Here is a 15,324-nt window from a genome sequence, read left to right as displayed (position 1 = left end):
AGAGGCGAACGCATGTCCGACGTCGACGGCGACGTGAGAAGCACCGGGATCGGCCTGATCGGGGCCGGCCGCATCGGCAGTTCGCACGCCCGGCTGGTGGCGACCAGGGTTCCCGGCGCACGGCTCGCGGCCGTCGCCGACCCGCGACCCGGCGTCGCCGCGGCGCTGGCCGGACCCCTGGGTGCGGTCGGGCTCACCGACCCCGCGGAACTCCTCGCGCGCCCCGACGTGGACGCGGTCGTCGTGACGGCCAGCACCGAGGCGCACGCGGACCTCGTCGAGGCCGCCGCCCGGGCCGGGAAACCCGTGTTCTGCGAGAAACCCGCCGGACTCTCGATGGCCGAGCTCGACCGCGGCATCGCGGCCACCGACGCCGCGGGCGTCGCGTTCCAGGTGGGGTTCAACCGCCGGTTCGCCCCCGGGTTCGCCGCCGCCCGCGCCGCGATCGACGCGGGCCGCATCGGTCGCCCGCAGCTGCTGCGGTCCCTCACCCGCGACCCGGGCCTGCCGAACCCCGCCGTGGTCCCGGCCTGGGCGGTGTTCGTCCTCACGCTCATCCACGACTTCGACACCCTGCTCTGGTTGAACCCCGGTGCGGAACCGGTCTCCGTCTACGCCGTGGCCGACGCCCTGATCGCCCCGGACTTCAAGGACGCCGGGTTGCTCGACACCGCGGTCGTCACGATCCGGTTCGACAACGGCGCGATCGCCGTCGCCGAGGCCAACTTCTCGGCCAGCTACGGCTACGACGTCCGGGGCGAGGTCTTCGGGTCCGCGGGGATGCTGAGCATCGGTGAGGGGCCACGATCGGCCCTGCAGGTCCTCGACGCCGACGGCCGGCACAGCCCCACCCCGCGCTCCGACGTCGAACTCTTCGCCGACGCCTACACCGGTGAACTCACCGAGTTCGTCGCCGCCGTCCGCGAGGGTCGAACTCCCTCCGTCACCGGTCGCGACGCCCGGCGTGCGCTGTCGATCGCTCTGTCCTGCATCGCCTCGGTGCGCAGCGGCGGTCCCGTCGACCCGGCCGTCGTGGCCGCGACGGTGGACGCGAGGACCCGGTGAGCGGTTTCACGCTGGCGGTCTGCGCCGAGATGGTGTTCCGGGACCTGCCCCTGCCGGACCGGGTGCGGACGCTGCACGACGCGGGTTTCGCGGTCGAGATCTGGGACTGGACCACGAAGGACCTGTTCGCGCTCGCGGCCACCGGGGCGCGGTTCACCTCGATGACCGGCTACGTCGACGGGGAACTCGTCGACCCCGACGGTGCGGACCGGCTGCTGGCGAGCGCCGAGCGCTCGATCGCGGCGGCGGAGGCGCTCAGCGGCGGGGGCCGTCCGAACCTCAACCTGCACGGCACCGGCCTGGACGGGAGGGGGCTGCCCGTGCGTCCGGTGGCCGAGGTCACGGGGGCCATGTGGCTCGCGGCGCAGCGCACCCTGGTCCGGATCGCGGAACTCGGGGAACGCCACGACGTGGTGTTCACGCTGGAGAACCTGAACGTCGCGGTGGACCACCCGGGCACCCCGTTCGCGTCGGCGGCGGACACCCGCGCGCTCGTCGCTGCGGTCGCCAGTCCGCACCTGCGGATGAACCTGGATCTCTACCACGCCCAGATCGGGGAGGGGAACCTCGTGGAACTCCTCCGGGGCTGCGTGGACCTGATCGGGGAGGTCCAGGTCGCCGACGTCCCGGGCCGGTGCGAGCCGGGGACGGGCGAGATCAACCACCCCGTCGTCGCGGCCGCGCTGGCCGGTGCGGGGTACCGCGGGACGGTGGGGATGGAGGCGTTCGCCTCGGGGGACAGCCGGGCGGCGGTCGAGGCGTTCCGGAGCGCGTTCACGCTGTGAACCCGGCTCCCGGGGTCAGCGGGGTCAGACCGCGTCGAGGGTGAACCAGACCACCTTGCCGATGTCGGCGTCGTCGACGCCCCACCGACTGGCGGAGGTCTCGAGCATGCTGAGGCCCCGTCCGGAGAGGGCGTCGTCGTCGGGGGCCTGCAGCAGCGGGCGGCGGTCGTTGTCGTCGGAGACCTCGACGTGCACGAGGTCGGGGGTGGCGGTGATCCGGACCCGGGTGTCGCTGCGGCCGTGGACGATCGCGTTGGTGACGAGTTCGCTGGTCAGCAGTTCGGCGGTCTCGGCGACGGAGTCGGGCAGACCCGAGCGGTGGCAGCACCGGCGGGCGAGGCGGCGGGCGTCGCGCACCGAGCGCGGATCGGCGGGCAGCACGATCTCCTGGGGGTCCCCGGCGGGGGAGCGCAGGGTGTCGGGGCTCGTGTCGGTCTCGATCCGGACGACGAGCAGCGCGGTGTCGTCGGCGGTCCCGGCCGGGCCGAGGGTTCCCAGCAGGAAGTCCGCCCAGGCGCCGGCGGTCACACCGTCGGGGGCGGCGAGGGCGTCGGCGACGGTCGCGATGCCGTCGTCGAGGTCGCCGTCGCGGCGTTCGACCAGTCCGTCGGTGTAGAGGACCAGGACGTCGCCGGGGACGAGGGTGACGGTGTGCTCACGGCGCACGGTCGTGGGGTCGAGGCCGAGGAGGAGGTCCCCGCTCGGCCCGAGCCGTTCGACCCGGCCGTCGGGGTGGCGCAGCAGGGGCGGCAGGTGCCCCGCGTTGGCCCAGCGCAGCCGACGACCGGCGACCCCGTTGACGGGGGCGTCGAGGACGGCGAGCACGGCGGTCGTGAGGGTCTCCAGGCCCAGCCCCGCCATCGCCTGGTCGAGCCGGGCCAGCAGGTTCGCGGGTCGGTCGTCGCCGTCGTAGCTGATGCCGCGGACGAGGTTGCGCACCTGGCTCATGGCGGCCGCCGCGGTCTGGTCGTGACCGCTGACGTCGCCGACGACGAGCACCGTGCCGCCGGAGCGGGTGGGGAAGGCGTCGAACCAGTCGCCACCGACCTGCGCCCCGCGGGCGGCGGGCTGGTAGCGCGTCGCCAGCTGGAGCCCTTCGCGCAGTGGCGGCTGCGTCAACAGGCTGCGCTGCAGCGTTTCCGCCATGCGTCGCACGGCCCGGACCTCGTCCTCGGCGACGCGTTCGCTGCCGATCCGCTCGACGGCCTGCGCGCACTGCGCGGCGAAACCCTCCAGGAGTTCCAGTTCGTCCGCGCTGCAGGTGTGGTCCTGCGTCCAGGCCACGGCCAGCGCCCCGAGCACCCCGCCGCCGACGACGAGCGGGAACAGCGCCCAGGCGTTGCGTCCGCTCTGCTCCCGCACCGCGGGCATCACCGGGTGGTAGGCGTCGGCGGTGGCGGCGTCCGGCAGCAGCAGGCGCTCCCCGGTGCGGGCGCTGTGGCAGACCGGGAGCGGGCTGTCGTGCGGGACGTGTTCCCACCGCGCGCGGTAGTCGTCGTCGAACGCGTTGCTGCCGACGAGGCGCCACCCCCCGTCCTCGGCCGGGACGGCGATCCCGCTGCCGTCCGCACCCAGGGTGGTCAGCCCCTGGGAGACGACGCGGACGACGTCGTCGAGGGTTCGCGCAGCGCTGAGGCGGAGCCCCACGTCGGCCAGTGCGGAGACCTCGCGCGAGTCCTGCACCCGGGACCGGAGGGACGTGCCGAGCGCCGTCCGGAGGGACGTGTCGAGCGCCGTCCGGAGGGACGTGTCGAGCGCCGCGTGGTGCCCGGTGAGTCCCGTCCGTCGGTGCTCCAGCACGGACGCGGTGACGTCCTGCGCGCCGCCGACCACGGCCTGAACCCGTCCGTCGGCGTCCAGGACGGGCGTCGCCGTCAGCGACCACCAGCGTTCGGCCGGTTCGGGCGCGTCCTCGTGCCGGAGGTCGTGCGGGAGGTCGTGGCGCACCAGCGGGACGGCGTCGGGGAGGCGGTGGGCCAGGACCCGTTCGCACAGCTCGTGGAGGCTCCCCGGTCCCGGCGGGAAGACCTCGGACTGCGGACGGCCGACGAGGTCCGCGCGGTGACGCCCGACCAGGCGCAGGAACTCGTCCGTGGCGTCGAGCACGATCTGCTCGGGGCCGAGGACCACGTAGCCGGCCGGCAGCGCGCGGAAGACGGCGGCCCTGACGGCGTCGGGCACCTGCCCTGCGGAGCGCACGGGGACCTCCTGCCGGCCGGGGACGCAGCGGTGTCATCGAACCACCTGCGACCACCTCGCGCAGGGTTTCTCCTCGACCTCCTCCTGTGCGTAGACGCAGAACACCCCGCCCCCCTGGTGGGGGACGGGGTGACGGTGGATCGTCTGCGCTCAGAAGGCCGCCGGGTCGGTGCCCGCGCGGACGCCTTCGCGGGACGGCTGCGCGGCCTGGGTCTGCTGGCGGGCCTGCTCCTGCACGGCCTGCGCGTACTGCTCCTTCACCTGGTCCATGTCCAGGGAGCGGACCTGCTCGATCAGCTGCTCGAGGGCGGGCGCCGGGAGCGCACCGGGCTGACCGAACACGGGGATGCCGTCGCGGTAGGCGACGAGCGTCGGGATCGAGGTGATGCCGTAGCGGGCGGCGAGCTGCTGCTGGTCCTCGGTGTCCACCTTGGTGAAGGTGATGTCCCCGTGCGACTCCGACGCCTTCTCGAAGACCGGGGCGAACTGCTTGCACGGACCGCACCAGTCAGCCCAGAAGTCGATCAGGACGATCCCGTCCTTGACGGTGTCGTCGTGGGTCTCCAGGGTCAGGGCCTGAGTGCTCATGCCTCTCCCAACCACGAGGACCCGTGAAGACTTCCCGCTCCGTCCTCCCCGTCCAGGGCCGTCAGGCACAGTGAGCGGGTGGCCCGCTCCCGTCTGATCCGTCTGCTGGTGACCGTCGTCGCGCTCGGGGTGATCCTCGTCGCGGGCGACCTCGCCGCCCGCAGCTACGCGACCGGACGGTTCGCCGGGGAGCTGCGGACGACGTACGACCTGCCCGCCGACCCCACGGTGACCGTGGCGGGCGGGTCGTTCCTGTGGCAGGCGGTGCGGGGACGCTTCGACGACGTCACCGTCGACGTCGGGCAGATGCCCGCGGGGAAGGTGACGCTGCGCGACGTGCGGGTGCGCATCCCCGAGGTCGACGTCCCGCTCGGGGTCCTCGTCGGCGGGTCCGGGACGGTCGACCTGGCGGCCGGGACCGTCCGGGGACAGGTGTCCTACGCCGACCTCGCGCAGCAGGTGTCCCCGGGTGGTCTGCGGGTGGCCCTGGCGCGTGCCGGGGACGCGATCCGGGCGACGACGACGGTCCGCGTCTTCACCCTCGGGGTGGAGCTGGCCGTGACGGTCCGTCCGGAACTCGACGGCGCGTCCGTGACGCTGGATCCGGTGAGCGCCGAGGTGGCGGGGGCGGAGGTACCCCTGAGTCGGGCGGAACGACTGCTCGAGGCGGCCGGGTTCGGCGGCTGGTCGATCGCGTTGTCCGACGTGCCGCCCCAGGTCGACCTCGACGCGTTCCAGGTCGCCGACTCCGGCGTCCTCGTCAGCGGGACCCTCGGGGCGAGCGCGGTGGACGTCGGCTGACCCTCGCCCGCCTGGTGCTGGTGCACTAGTGTGGCAGTAGTCCACCGCGGAGGGTCCGATGAAGATCACCGATGCCCGGGTCGTCGTCTCGTCGCCGGGACGCAACTACGTCACGCTCGTGCTCGAGACCTCCGACGGTGTCGTCGGGGTCGGCGACGCCACCCTGAACGGCCGGGAGCTCGCCGTCGCGTCCTACCTGCGCGACCACGTCTGCCCGCTGCTGATCGGCCGGGACCCGGCTCGCATCGAGGACACCTGGCAGTACCTCTACAAGGGGGCCTACTGGCGGCGGGGACCCGTCGGCATGACCGCGATCGCGGCCGTCGACGTCGCGCTGTGGGACGTCAAGGGCAAGGTCGCCGGACTGCCCGTCTACGAGCTCCTGGGCGGCGCCTCCCGCTCGGGGGTCATGGTCTACGGGCACGCCGACGGCCACGACGTCCCCGAACTCCTCGACCGCTTCGCCGAGTACCTCGAGCAGGGCTACAAGGCCGTCCGCATCCAGGCCGCGGTACCGGGGGTCGCCAAGACGTACGGCGTCTCCGTCCACGACGGACGCATCTACGAACCCGCGAACTCCGACCGCCCCGAGGAGGGGTCCTGGGAGAGTTCGGCCTACCTCGACTTCGCTCCGACCGTCTTCGAGGCCGTCCGGGAACGCTTCGGGTTCGGGGTGCACCTGCTGCACGACGTCCACCACCGGTTGACGCCCATCGAGGCCGCGCGCCTCGGCCGCGCGCTGGAACCGTACCGGCCGTTCTGGATCGAGGACGCGACCCCGGCCGAGGACCAGTCGGCGTTCCGCACGATCCGCGCCCACACCACCACCCCGCTCGCGGTGGGGGAGGTCCTGAACTCCATCTGGGACGTCCAGACCCTCATCACCGAACGCCTCATCGACTACGTCCGGATGTCGGTGTCGCACAGCGGCGGGATCTCGCACCTGCGCAAGGTGTACGCCCTCGCGGAGTTGTTCGGCGTCCGTTCCGGCGCCCACGGCGCGGGTGACCTCTCGCCGATCGCGCACGCCGCCGCGCTGCACCTGGACCTGGCCATCCCGAACTTCGGCATCCAGGAGTACATGGGGCACCGCGATCCCGCGGGGGAGGTGTTCCGCTCCACCTACTCCTTCGCCGACGGGTACATGCACCCCGGGGACGTCCCCGGGATCGGCGTCGAGTTCGACGAGGCGGCGGCCGCGCGGTTCCCCTACGAACCCCGCTACCTGCCGGTGAACCGTCGCCTCGACGGGAGCATGCACGACTGGTGAGCGACTCCGACGATCACCGGGCCGTGCGGCTCGGTGATCGTCCTCAGCGGTCGTCGGAGAAGAACTCCGGGTGCTCGGCCCGGACGACGGCGATGTCGTCGAACACCTTGCGCAGGTGGCTCCGCAGGGCGGTCGCGGCGGCGTCCGCGTCGTGCGCGGCCACCGCGTCCACCACGGCCTCGTGCTGGTCGATCAGCACGTCCAGCTGGTCCGGCAGCGGCAGCGACAACCGGCGGGCCCGGTCCAGGTGGACCTTGGCCCGGCTCACCGAACGCCAGGCCGCGGCGTGCCCCGAGACGGCCAGCAGGCGGAGGTGGAACTCCTCGTCCAGGGCGAAGAACCGGTCGTGCTCGCCCCGGCCCGCCGCACGGCGCTGATCCTCCAGCGAGCGGTGCAGGTCCTCGACGTCGTCCTCGCCCACCTGCGGGACCGCCTGTTCCAGCGAGGCCAGTTCGAGGGCCTCGCGGACGAACTGCGCGGTGGCGATGTCGCTCTCGCGCAGGGGGGAGACGAACGTCCCGACCTGGGGGACGACGTTCACCAGACCGTCCTCCACGAGGAGGATGAGGCTCTCGCGCACCGGGGTCCGGCTGACCCCCAGCGCGGCCGCGAGTTCGTTCTCGGACAACGAGGTGCCCGGCGGGTACTCCAGTCCGACGATGCGGCGGCGCAGCTCGTCCAGGACCAGCGCGCGAGCTCCCCGCGGACTCCCCGCGCGCTGCGCGGGGCGGGACGTCCGGGCGGGGGGCGGGCTCACGGGACCAGTCTCGCAGGGAGGCCCGATGTGCTCGCCCGGCAGTGCCTCCTGCGGGGTGGTCGTGGCAGGATCGGCGGGTAACGTACACCGCAGACGCTGGACGCTACGAGTCCATGCCCTTCCGCCGCTGCGGCCGCAGCGGGATCGAACTGCCGGCCCTCTCGCTGGGGTTCTGGCACAACTTCGGCGACGACAAGCCGTTCCAGACCCAGCGCGACATCGCCCGCCGCGCCTTCGACCTGGGGATCACCCACTTCGACCTCGCCAACAACTACGGCCCGCCCTACGGCTCGGCGGAGACGAACTTCGGCCGGCTCTTCGCGGAGGACTTCAAGCCCTACCGCGACGAACTGCTGATCTCCTCCAAGGCCGGCTGGGACATGTGGCCCGGTCCCTACGGCGACCACGGTTCCCGCAAGTACCTCACGGCGTCGCTGGACCGGTCGCTGCAGCGCATGGGGCTCGACTACGTCGACGTCTTCTACCACCACCGTCCGGACCCGGACACCCCGCTCGAGGAGACGATGGGGGCGCTCGACGCGATCGTCCGCTCCGGCAAGGCGCTCCACGTCGGGATCTCCTCCTACGGTCCCGAGCGCACGTTGCAGGCCTCGCGGATCCTGCGCGACCTCGGCACCCCGCTGCTGATCCACCAGCCCTCGTACTCGATGTTCAACCGCTGGATCGAGTCCGGGTTGCTCGACGTCCTCGAGGCGGAGGGGGTCGGCTGCATCCCGTTCACCGCGCTGGCGCAGGGTCTGCTGACCAACCGCTACCTCAACGGCATCCCCGAGGACTCCCGTGCGGCGCAGGGGAAGTCCCTCGACCCCTCGATCCTGGGCGGCGACACCCTGGCCCGCATCCGCGGCCTGCAGGAGATCGCCGACGGTCGTGGTCAGACCCTCGCGCAGCTCGCGCTGGCCTGGGTGCTGCGCGACCGTCGCGTCACGACGACGCTCATCGGGGCGAGTTCCGTCCAGCAGGTCGAGGACAACGTCGCCGCCGTGTCGAACCTCGAGTTCAGCGACGAGGAACTGAAGGCCATCGACGTCTTCGCCGTCGACTCCGGCGTCGACCTGTGGGCCCAGGCACGCGCGGGCGGGGAGAACTGACCCAGCGCCGACCCGGCGTTTGACCTTGGCCTGACGGTGCTACTGTCGGCCGCGACACGGGGTGCTCCGCGCAGATCACGGAGCTGAGAACACACCCGTCGAACCTGACGCAGGTAATGCTGACGAAGGGATGTCGCGGCCATGACCGCCGTTGCACCAGAACACGTCCGTCCCGAGCAGGTCGTGGCGGCGCGCGCCGCGCTGAGCGAGCGCGCCCCGCTCGTGCAGTGCCTCACCAACTCCGTCGTGCAGACGATCACCGCGAACGTCCTGTTGGCGGCCGGTGCCTCCCCGGCCATGGTGGACAACGTCCACGAGTCGGCGACGTTCGCGCAGCTCGCCTCCGCCGTGCTCGTCAACGTCGGCACCCTCGACGACGAGAAGGCCCGGGCGATGTCGCTGGCGGCGGAGTCCGCCCACCGGAACGGAACCCCCTGGGTCCTCGACCCCGTCGCCGTGGGTGGGCTGGAGTTCCGCACCCGCGTCGCCCGCGAGCTGCTCCAGCACGCCCCGACCGTGGTGCGGGGCAACGCCTCCGAGGTCCTCGGGTTGGCCGGCGCGGGAGCCGGCGGTCGCGGGGTCGACTCCACCGACGGCGTCGAGAAGGCCCTGGTGGCCGCCCGCGAGATCGCCGACCGCACCGGGGGAGCCGTGGCGGTCTCCGGGGTCGTCGACGTCGTCGTCCAGGGTGGACGCACGGTCCGGGTGAGTGGTGGCCACCCGCTGCTGACCCGCACGACCGGGGCGGGGTGTTCCCTCGGGGCCCTCGTCGCCGCCTACGCCGCCGTCGCCGAGGACCCCCTGGTCGCGGCCGTCGCCGCTCACGTCCACGTCGCCGTCGCCGCGGAACGCGCGGCTGCGCAGGGGGTCGGGCCGGGGACCTTCGCGATCCGCTGGCTGGACGAACTCGACGCCGTCGACGCCGACGCGGTCCGCGACGACCTCGCGCGCTCCGGGCGGATCGCGTGAGACGGGGTTTCGACCCCACGCTCTACCTCGTCACCGACACCGCCCAGTGCGGACCCCGCGGAGTTCCCGCGGTGGTCCGTGCGGCCGTCGCCGGCGGGGTGACCGCCGTGCAGGTGCGGGCCAAGGACGGTGGCGACCGCGAACGCCTCGCGCTCGTGCTGGCCGTGCAGGAGGCGTTGCGGGGAAGCGGTGTCCCGTTGTTCGTCAACGACGCCGTCGACATCGCCCTCATCGCCGGCGTCGACGGGGTCCACCTCGGGCAGTCCGACCTGCCGGTCGAGGAGGTCCGGCGGATCGCCCCCGGGATGCTGCTCGGGGTGTCGGTCTCGACGACCGAGGAGGTCGCCGCGATCGACCCGGGCGTCGTGGACTACCTCGGGGTCGGACCGGTCTGGGCGACCCCGACGAAACCCGACGCCGCCGCGCCGCTCGGCCCCGCAGGTCTCGCGACCGTGGTGGGGGCTTCTCCCGTGCCCTGCGTCGCGATCGGCGGAATCCACCCCGAGAACCTGGAGCAGCTGCACGGCACGGGGATCGCGGGTTTCTGCGTCGTGTCCGAGATCTGCGCCGCCGAGGACCCCGAGGTCGCCGCCCGGTCGTTGCGGACCCGGTGGGGATCGTGAGCGCACCCGTTCCCCCTCCCGTCCGCGTAGCTCTCACCATCGCGGGCAGCGACTCCGGCGGGGGAGCGGGGATCCAGGCGGACCTCAAGACGTTCGCCGCGCACGGGGTCTACGGGGCGAGCGTCGTCACCGCGCTGACGGCGCAGAACACCCACGGGGTGCGGGGGATCCTCGCGGTCCCCGCGGAGTTCGTCCGCCTGCAGCTGGACACCGTCCTGGACGACATCACCGTCCACGCCACCAAGATCGGCATGCTCGCCGGGGCCGACGTCGTCCTCGCCGTCGCCGAGGTGCTCCGCTCCCGCGCGCTCGGACCGGTCGTCCTCGACCCCGTCATGGTCGCGACCAGCGGCGACGCGCTGCTCGACCCCGACGCCGTCGCCGCGGTGCGCGACGTGCTGCTGCCGCTGGCCGACCTCGTCACCCCCAACGTCCCCGAGGCGGCGGCCCTGCTGGGCGTGGACGCCGCGACCTCCGTGGCGCAGTGCCGGGACCAGGCGCAGGAACTGGCGCGGCGCAGCGGCACCGCCGTCCTGCTCAAGGGTGGGCACCTCAGCGGGCAGGCCAGCGTCGACGTGCTCGCGAGTCCCGGGAGCCCCGAGACCACCGTGCTCGTCCGGCGCGACCGGGTCGACACCACCGCCACCCACGGCACCGGCTGCACGCTGTCCTCGGCGCTGGCCGCCCAGGTCGCCCTGCACCCCGGAACCGGCTGGGACGTCCTCGTGGAACCCGCCCGCGACTACCTGCAGGCCGCCCTCCTCGCCGGAGCCCGCCTCGACGTCGGGTCCGGGCACGGACCGCTGGACCACGCCCACGCCCTCCGGGAGGACCGCTCGTGAGCTTCACCGACGACACCTGGACCCGCACCGCCGGCCTGCGCACGGCGGTCGAGAACTCCGCGTTCCTCGCCGAACTCGGCGCCGGGTCGCTGGACCCCGCGACGTTCCGGCACTACCTGGAACAGGACACGATCTACCTCGCCGGCTACGCCCGGGCGCTGTCCCTGCTCGCGGCCCGCGCGCCGGGATCCGACAGCGCGGGGTTCTGGGCCGGTTCCGCGCACGGCGCCGCGAGCGTCGAGGTGTCCCTGCACGCCGACCTCCTCGCCGGCGGCCGGTTGCCGGAACCGACGGGACCGGTCCTCGCGTCCCCGACGACGCTCGGCTACGTCTCCTACCTCGTCGCCGCCGCGGCGACCGCCCCCTACGCCGTCGCCGCCGCCGCGGTGCTGCCCTGCTTCTGGATCTACGCCGACGCCGGGCGACGACTGGCCGCCCACGCGGACCTCGTCGCCGACCACCCCTACGCGCGGTGGGTCGCGGCCTACGACGCCCCCGAGTTCCACCTCGCCGTGGAGCGGGCCCGGCGGTTCGTGGACGAGGCGGCGCTCGCCGCCCCGGGTGACGTCGAGGCGATGCACGAGGCGTTCGCGACCGCGACGCGCTACGAGTGGATGTTCTGGGAGACCGCCCACGCCCGTGAGGGCTGGCCCGCTGCGTGAGAGGGTCGATCCGGGGTTCCGCACGGGCGGGACGAGCACCGTGAGGAGATCAGCGTGTCGACCAGTCAGGGTTCCGTCGTCGTCGTGAACTGCGGCAGTTCCTCGGTGAAGCTGGCGCTCGTGGACCCGGTGACGGGGGAGCGGGCGCTCAGCTGCCTCGGGGAGCGGATCGGGTCCCCGGACGCAGTGGTCCACATGACGACCGCCGTTGACGGTGAGCTGAGAACGCGCACGATCACCCCGGCCGCCACCACCCACCGCGGGGCCCTCGCGCACGTCCTGCAGCGCCTGCTCGACCTCGACCTGCCGCCGCTGCTCGGCGTCGGGCACCGCGTCGTCCAGGGTGGCGCCGTGTTCCGCGGTTCCGTCCGCGTCGACGACCGGGTGCTGGCGCAGATCCACGAACTGTCGGCCCTCGCCCCCCTGCACAACCCGGCCAACGCCTCCGGCATCGAAGCCGCCCGGGCCGTCCTGCCCGACCTGGAGCACGTCGCCGTCTTCGACACCGCCTTCCACCAGACGATGCCCGAGGTGAACTACCGCTACGCGGTGCCGACGCAGTGGTACGAGGAGTTCGGCGTCCGCCGCTACGGCATGCACGGGACCAGCCACCGCTACGTCAGCCAGCGCGCCACCGAGCTGCTGCAGGCCTCCGGGCGGGACCCGCGCGGGCTGAAGCTCGTCGTGGCTCACCTCGGGAACGGGTGCAGCGCAACGGCTGTCCTCGACGGTCGCTCCGTCGACACCACCATGGGCCTCACCCCGCTGGAAGGCCTGGTGATGGGCACCCGCTCGGGTGACGTGGACCCGGCGGTCGTCGAACTCGTCGTCGCCCGGACCGGGATGAGCGTCACCGAGGTGGTGAAGCAGCTGAACTCGAACTCGGGGCTGCTGGCGCTGTCGGGGCTCTCCAACGACGTCCGGACGCTGTCCGGCCAGGCCGCGGAAGGCCACGCCGGGGCCAAGCTGGCCTTGGAGGTCTTCGTGCACCGGGCGGCCAAGCACGTCGCCGCGCTGACGGTGTCCCTGGGCGGGCTGGACGCCCTCGTCCTGACCGGCGGGATCGGCGAGAACGCCAAGAACGTCCGCTCGATGCTGCTGGCCAAGCTGGCGCACCTCGGGCTCGTCGAGGACCCCGCCGCCAACGACGAGCACGGCCGCTCCGCGACACCGACCGGGTGCATCACCGTCCCCGGCGGAGGACCGCTGGCCATGGTCGTCCCCACGGACGAGGAGCTGCTCATCGCGCGGGACACGGTCGCCCTCGTCGAGCACCGCTGAACCCCCGCAGGGGCTGCCGTCGCCCCCCGGGGCGGCGTGGGGGAAGGTGAAGCCATGGCCCGCGTGCTGCTCGTCGTCCCCACCGGCCACGGTGCCGGCCTCACCTCGACCTGCCTCGGGCTGGTCCGGGCCCTCGACGCCCGCGGGGTCGCCGTCGGGTTCCACAAACCGCTGGCGCAGGCGACCCGTGGGTCCGAGGCCGACCGCTCCGTCGCGCTCGTACGGCTCACCACCACGCTGGACCCCTCCGAACCCATCCCGGCCTCCCGCGTCGTCGAACGCCTCTCCCGCGGCGACATCGACGACCTGATGGAGGAGGTCGTCGCCGCCGCCGAGAAGGTCCTCGCCGCCCACGACGTCGTCGTCGTCGAAGGCCTCGCCCCCTCCGCCGACCAGGTGTTCTCCGGCCGGGTCAACCAGGCGCTCGCGACGGCGCTCGACGCCGACGTGCTGCTCGTCGGGTCCGCCGGCGTCGACGGCACCGACCCCGGCGCACCCGAACGCATCGCCGAGGACATGGCCGTCACCGCCGGGACCTACCGGACCGGCGAGGCGCTGCGCGTCATCGGCGGGGTCGTCTCGCGCTGGCCCGTCCCGGAGGACCCCGAGACCGCCGTGGCCCGGATCTCCGCACTGCGCGGCGCGCTGGAGCACCACGAGATCCCCCTCGTGGGGGCCGTGCCCTTCCGCGGTGACCTCACCTGGGCGCGGGTGCGCGACCTCGTCCACGACCTCGACGTCGAGGTGCTCACCCACGGCGACCAGGGCCGGCGCATCAAGGAGGTCGTCGTCGCGGCGCAGGCCGTCCCGGGGATGCTCCCGCTGCTGCGCGAGGGTCGCCTCATCCTCGTCCCCGGCGACCGCCACGACGTCGTCATGGCCACCTGCCTCGCCGCGCTCAACGGCAACCGCCTCGCCGGTCTGCTGCTGACCGCCGGCGTCGGCATGGACCCCCGCGTGCAGGAGCTCACCGCGGCCGCGGCCGCCACCGGGCTGCCGATCCTGCGCTCCGACCGCTCCACCTACGCCACGGCCACGGCCGTCAACCGGCTCGACCCCGAGGTGCCCGCCGACGACGCGGAACGGGCGCTCGCGGTCTCCTCGACGGTCGCCGACGCCCTCGACCCCGGCTGGCTGGCCCAGCTGCCGACGGCCTCGCACACCCCACGCCTCTCGCCCGCGGCCTTCCGGCGTCGCCTCACCACGCTGGCCGCCGAACGCCGGCAGCGGATCGTCCTGCCCGAGGGCGCCGAACCGCGCACGATCCAGGCCGCGGTCATCTGCGCGCAGCGCGGGATCGCCCGACCCGTGCTGCTGGCCGACCCCGACGAGGTCGCCTCGGTGGCGGCCGGGCTGGGGCTGACGATCCCCGAGGGGGTCGAGGTGCTCGACCCGGCCGGTCTGGTCGAGACCTACGTCGACGTGCTCGTCGAAGCCCGCAAGCACAAGGGCATGACCGTCGACGTCGCCCGCGACTCCCTCGCCGACCCGATCTGGCTGGGGACGGCGATGCTGCAGGCGGGAGCCGTCGACGGTCTCGTCGCCGGTGCCGTGCACACCACCGCCGCGACGGTTCGCCCTGCGCTGCAGATCATCCGGACGAAACCGGGGGCCCGGTTGGTGTCCAGCGTGTTCTTCATGTGCCTGCCCGACGACGTCGTCATCTACGGCGACTGCGCGGTGAACCCCGACCCCGGGGCCGAGGACCTGGCCGACATCGCCCTGCAGTCCGCGGCGTCGGCGCGCGCGTTCGGGATCGAACCCCGGGTCGCGATGATCTCGTTCTCCACCGGCTCCTCGGGCTCCGGCACCAGCGTGGACAAGGTGGCCGAGGCGACCCGCATCGCCCGCGAGCGCGAACCCGACCTCATCATCGACGGGCCGCTGCAGTACGACGCCGCCGCCGTCGCCTCCGTCGCGGCCTCGAAGGCGCCGAACTCACCCGTCGCCGGCCGCGCCACCGTGTTCGTCTTCCCGGACCTGAACACCGGCAACACGACGTACAAGGCGGTGCAGCGCAACGCAGGGGTCATCTCGGTGGGGCCGATGCTGCAGGGGTTGGCCAAGCCCGTGAACGACCTCTCGCGCGGCGCGCTCGTCGACGACATCGTCTACACGATCGCGCTCACCGCGATCCAGGCCTCGCGCGGCTGAACCCGTTGCGGCGCACGGCCTCGGGATCGTTGCCTCCCTGAGGTCGTCCAGTGACCCCGGGGAGGCAACGATCCCACCGCGGAGCTGCCGGGGTGACGCCGGGAAGGGTTGAGCGCTCAAGCCTGTTACTCTTCTCAGGACGGTGTCGATGCCGTCATCTCAGCGGGCGAGCCGCCCGCGAGGTCGCTTGAGTCCCATACCTCAGCATCTGTGCGC

The 15,324-nt window shown here is 73.3% G+C and carries 14 protein-coding genes and 1 riboswitch; of the genes, 11 read left to right on the top strand and 3 right to left on the bottom strand.

Going from position 1 to position 15,324, the window contains the following annotated elements; genetic code table 11:
- The first annotated feature begins 12 nt into the window (after positions 1-12).
- Entirely contained in the window at positions 13-1,065 is a 1,053-nt protein-coding gene (locus tag OG218_RS08770) for a Gfo/Idh/MocA family oxidoreductase (RefSeq protein ID WP_328292830.1), read from the top strand.
- On the top strand, positions 1,062-1,850 hold the full coding sequence (locus OG218_RS08765) for a TIM barrel protein (RefSeq protein ID WP_328292829.1): 789 nt from the start codon (positions 1,062-1,064) through the stop codon (positions 1,848-1,850). The genes OG218_RS08770 and OG218_RS08765 overlap by 4 nt, the downstream gene beginning before the upstream one ends.
- Before the next feature lie 24 nt (positions 1,851-1,874).
- Here OG218_RS08765 and OG218_RS08760 read toward each other — a convergent pair whose 3' ends face one another.
- Together OG218_RS08760 and trxA are read right to left on the bottom strand one after the other, a co-directional pair.
- Positions 1,875-4,049 carry a SpoIIE family protein phosphatase gene (locus OG218_RS08760; protein ID WP_328292828.1) on the bottom strand — a complete coding sequence of 725 codons (2,175 nt, stop codon included), beginning with the start codon at positions 4,047-4,049 and terminating at the stop codon, positions 1,875-1,877.
- 150 nt (positions 4,050-4,199) lie between these two features.
- A complete protein-coding gene (gene trxA / locus OG218_RS08755; RefSeq protein WP_328292827.1) occupies positions 4,200-4,637 on the bottom strand; it encodes a thioredoxin in 438 nt (145 codons plus the stop codon).
- Between the two features lie 78 nt (positions 4,638-4,715).
- On the opposite strand from trxA, the gene OG218_RS08750 reads away from it, so the two are divergent.
- On the top strand, positions 4,716-5,438 hold the full coding sequence (locus tag OG218_RS08750) for an LmeA family phospholipid-binding protein (RefSeq protein WP_328292826.1): 723 nt from the start codon (positions 4,716-4,718) through the stop codon (positions 5,436-5,438).
- Positions 5,439-5,496: 58 nt separating this feature from the next.
- Positions 5,497-6,708, top strand: a complete 1,212-nt coding sequence (gene manD / locus OG218_RS08745; RefSeq protein WP_328292825.1) for a D-mannonate dehydratase ManD — start codon at positions 5,497-5,499, stop codon at positions 6,706-6,708.
- Between the two features lie 43 nt (positions 6,709-6,751).
- On the opposite strand, the gene OG218_RS08740 is transcribed toward manD, so the two are convergent.
- Entirely contained in the window at positions 6,752-7,465 is a 714-nt protein-coding gene (locus OG218_RS08740) for a GntR family transcriptional regulator (RefSeq protein ID WP_328292824.1), read from the bottom strand.
- Between the two features lie 41 nt (positions 7,466-7,506).
- On the opposite strand from OG218_RS08740, the gene mgrA reads away from it, so the two are divergent.
- The 7 genes from mgrA (at position 7,507) to pta (ending at position 15,108) form a co-directional block, all read left to right on the top strand.
- On the top strand, positions 7,507-8,577 hold the full coding sequence (gene mgrA / locus OG218_RS08735; RefSeq protein ID WP_328292823.1) for an L-glyceraldehyde 3-phosphate reductase: 1,071 nt from the start codon (positions 7,507-7,509) through the stop codon (positions 8,575-8,577).
- Between the two features lie 47 nt (positions 8,578-8,624).
- Positions 8,625-8,725: riboswitch (TPP riboswitch) on the top strand.
- Complete coding sequence (gene thiM, locus OG218_RS08730; protein ID WP_328292822.1) at positions 8,719-9,546, top strand: hydroxyethylthiazole kinase; 828 nt, start codon at positions 8,719-8,721, stop codon at positions 9,544-9,546. (Overlaps the previous riboswitch by 7 nt.)
- Positions 9,543-10,169 carry a thiamine phosphate synthase gene (thiE, locus tag OG218_RS08725; protein WP_328292821.1) on the top strand — a complete coding sequence of 209 codons (627 nt, stop codon included), beginning with the start codon at positions 9,543-9,545 and terminating at the stop codon, positions 10,167-10,169. Before thiM ends, thiE begins: the two co-directional genes overlap by 4 nt.
- Positions 10,166-11,011 carry a bifunctional hydroxymethylpyrimidine kinase/phosphomethylpyrimidine kinase gene (thiD, locus tag OG218_RS08720; RefSeq protein ID WP_328292820.1) on the top strand — a complete coding sequence of 282 codons (846 nt, stop codon included), beginning with the start codon at positions 10,166-10,168 and terminating at the stop codon, positions 11,009-11,011. The genes thiE and thiD overlap by 4 nt, the downstream gene beginning before the upstream one ends.
- A complete protein-coding gene (locus OG218_RS08715) occupies positions 11,008-11,673 on the top strand; it encodes a TenA family protein (protein WP_328292819.1) in 666 nt (221 codons plus the stop codon). The genes thiD and OG218_RS08715 overlap by 4 nt, the downstream gene beginning before the upstream one ends.
- A 54-nt stretch (positions 11,674-11,727) precedes the next feature.
- Positions 11,728-12,954, top strand: coding sequence for an acetate/propionate family kinase (locus OG218_RS08710; RefSeq protein ID WP_328292818.1), 1,227 nt, complete (start codon positions 11,728-11,730; stop codon positions 12,952-12,954).
- 54 nt (positions 12,955-13,008) lie between these two features.
- Positions 13,009-15,108, top strand: coding sequence for a phosphate acetyltransferase (gene pta / locus OG218_RS08705; RefSeq protein WP_328292817.1), 2,100 nt, complete (start codon positions 13,009-13,011; stop codon positions 15,106-15,108).
- The last annotated feature ends 216 nt before the right edge of the window (positions 15,109-15,324 follow it).

The sequence above is a fragment of the Kineococcus sp. NBC_00420 genome, from assembly GCF_036021035.1.
Taxonomy (GTDB): domain Bacteria; phylum Actinomycetota; class Actinomycetes; order Actinomycetales; family Kineococcaceae; genus Kineococcus.
Note: the sequence above shows the minus strand (reverse complement) of the source record. Positions and strands in the feature narration are given on the sequence as shown.

What these genes read in the sequence shown, in the direction of transcription:
- OG218_RS08770 (WP_328292830.1), top strand. Translation starts at nt 13, where the DNA reads ATGTCCGACGTCGACGGCGACGTGAGAAGCACCGGGATCGGCCTGATC.
- trxA (WP_328292827.1), bottom strand. Translation starts at nt 4,637, where the DNA reads ATGAGCACTCAGGCCCTGACCCTGGAGACCCACGACGACACCGTCAAG.
- manD (WP_328292825.1), top strand. Translation starts at nt 5,497, where the DNA reads ATGAAGATCACCGATGCCCGGGTCGTCGTCTCGTCGCCGGGACGCAAC.
- thiM (WP_328292822.1), top strand. Translation starts at nt 8,719, where the DNA reads ATGACCGCCGTTGCACCAGAACACGTCCGTCCCGAGCAGGTCGTGGCG.
- pta (WP_328292817.1), top strand. Translation starts at nt 13,009, where the DNA reads ATGGCCCGCGTGCTGCTCGTCGTCCCCACCGGCCACGGTGCCGGCCTC.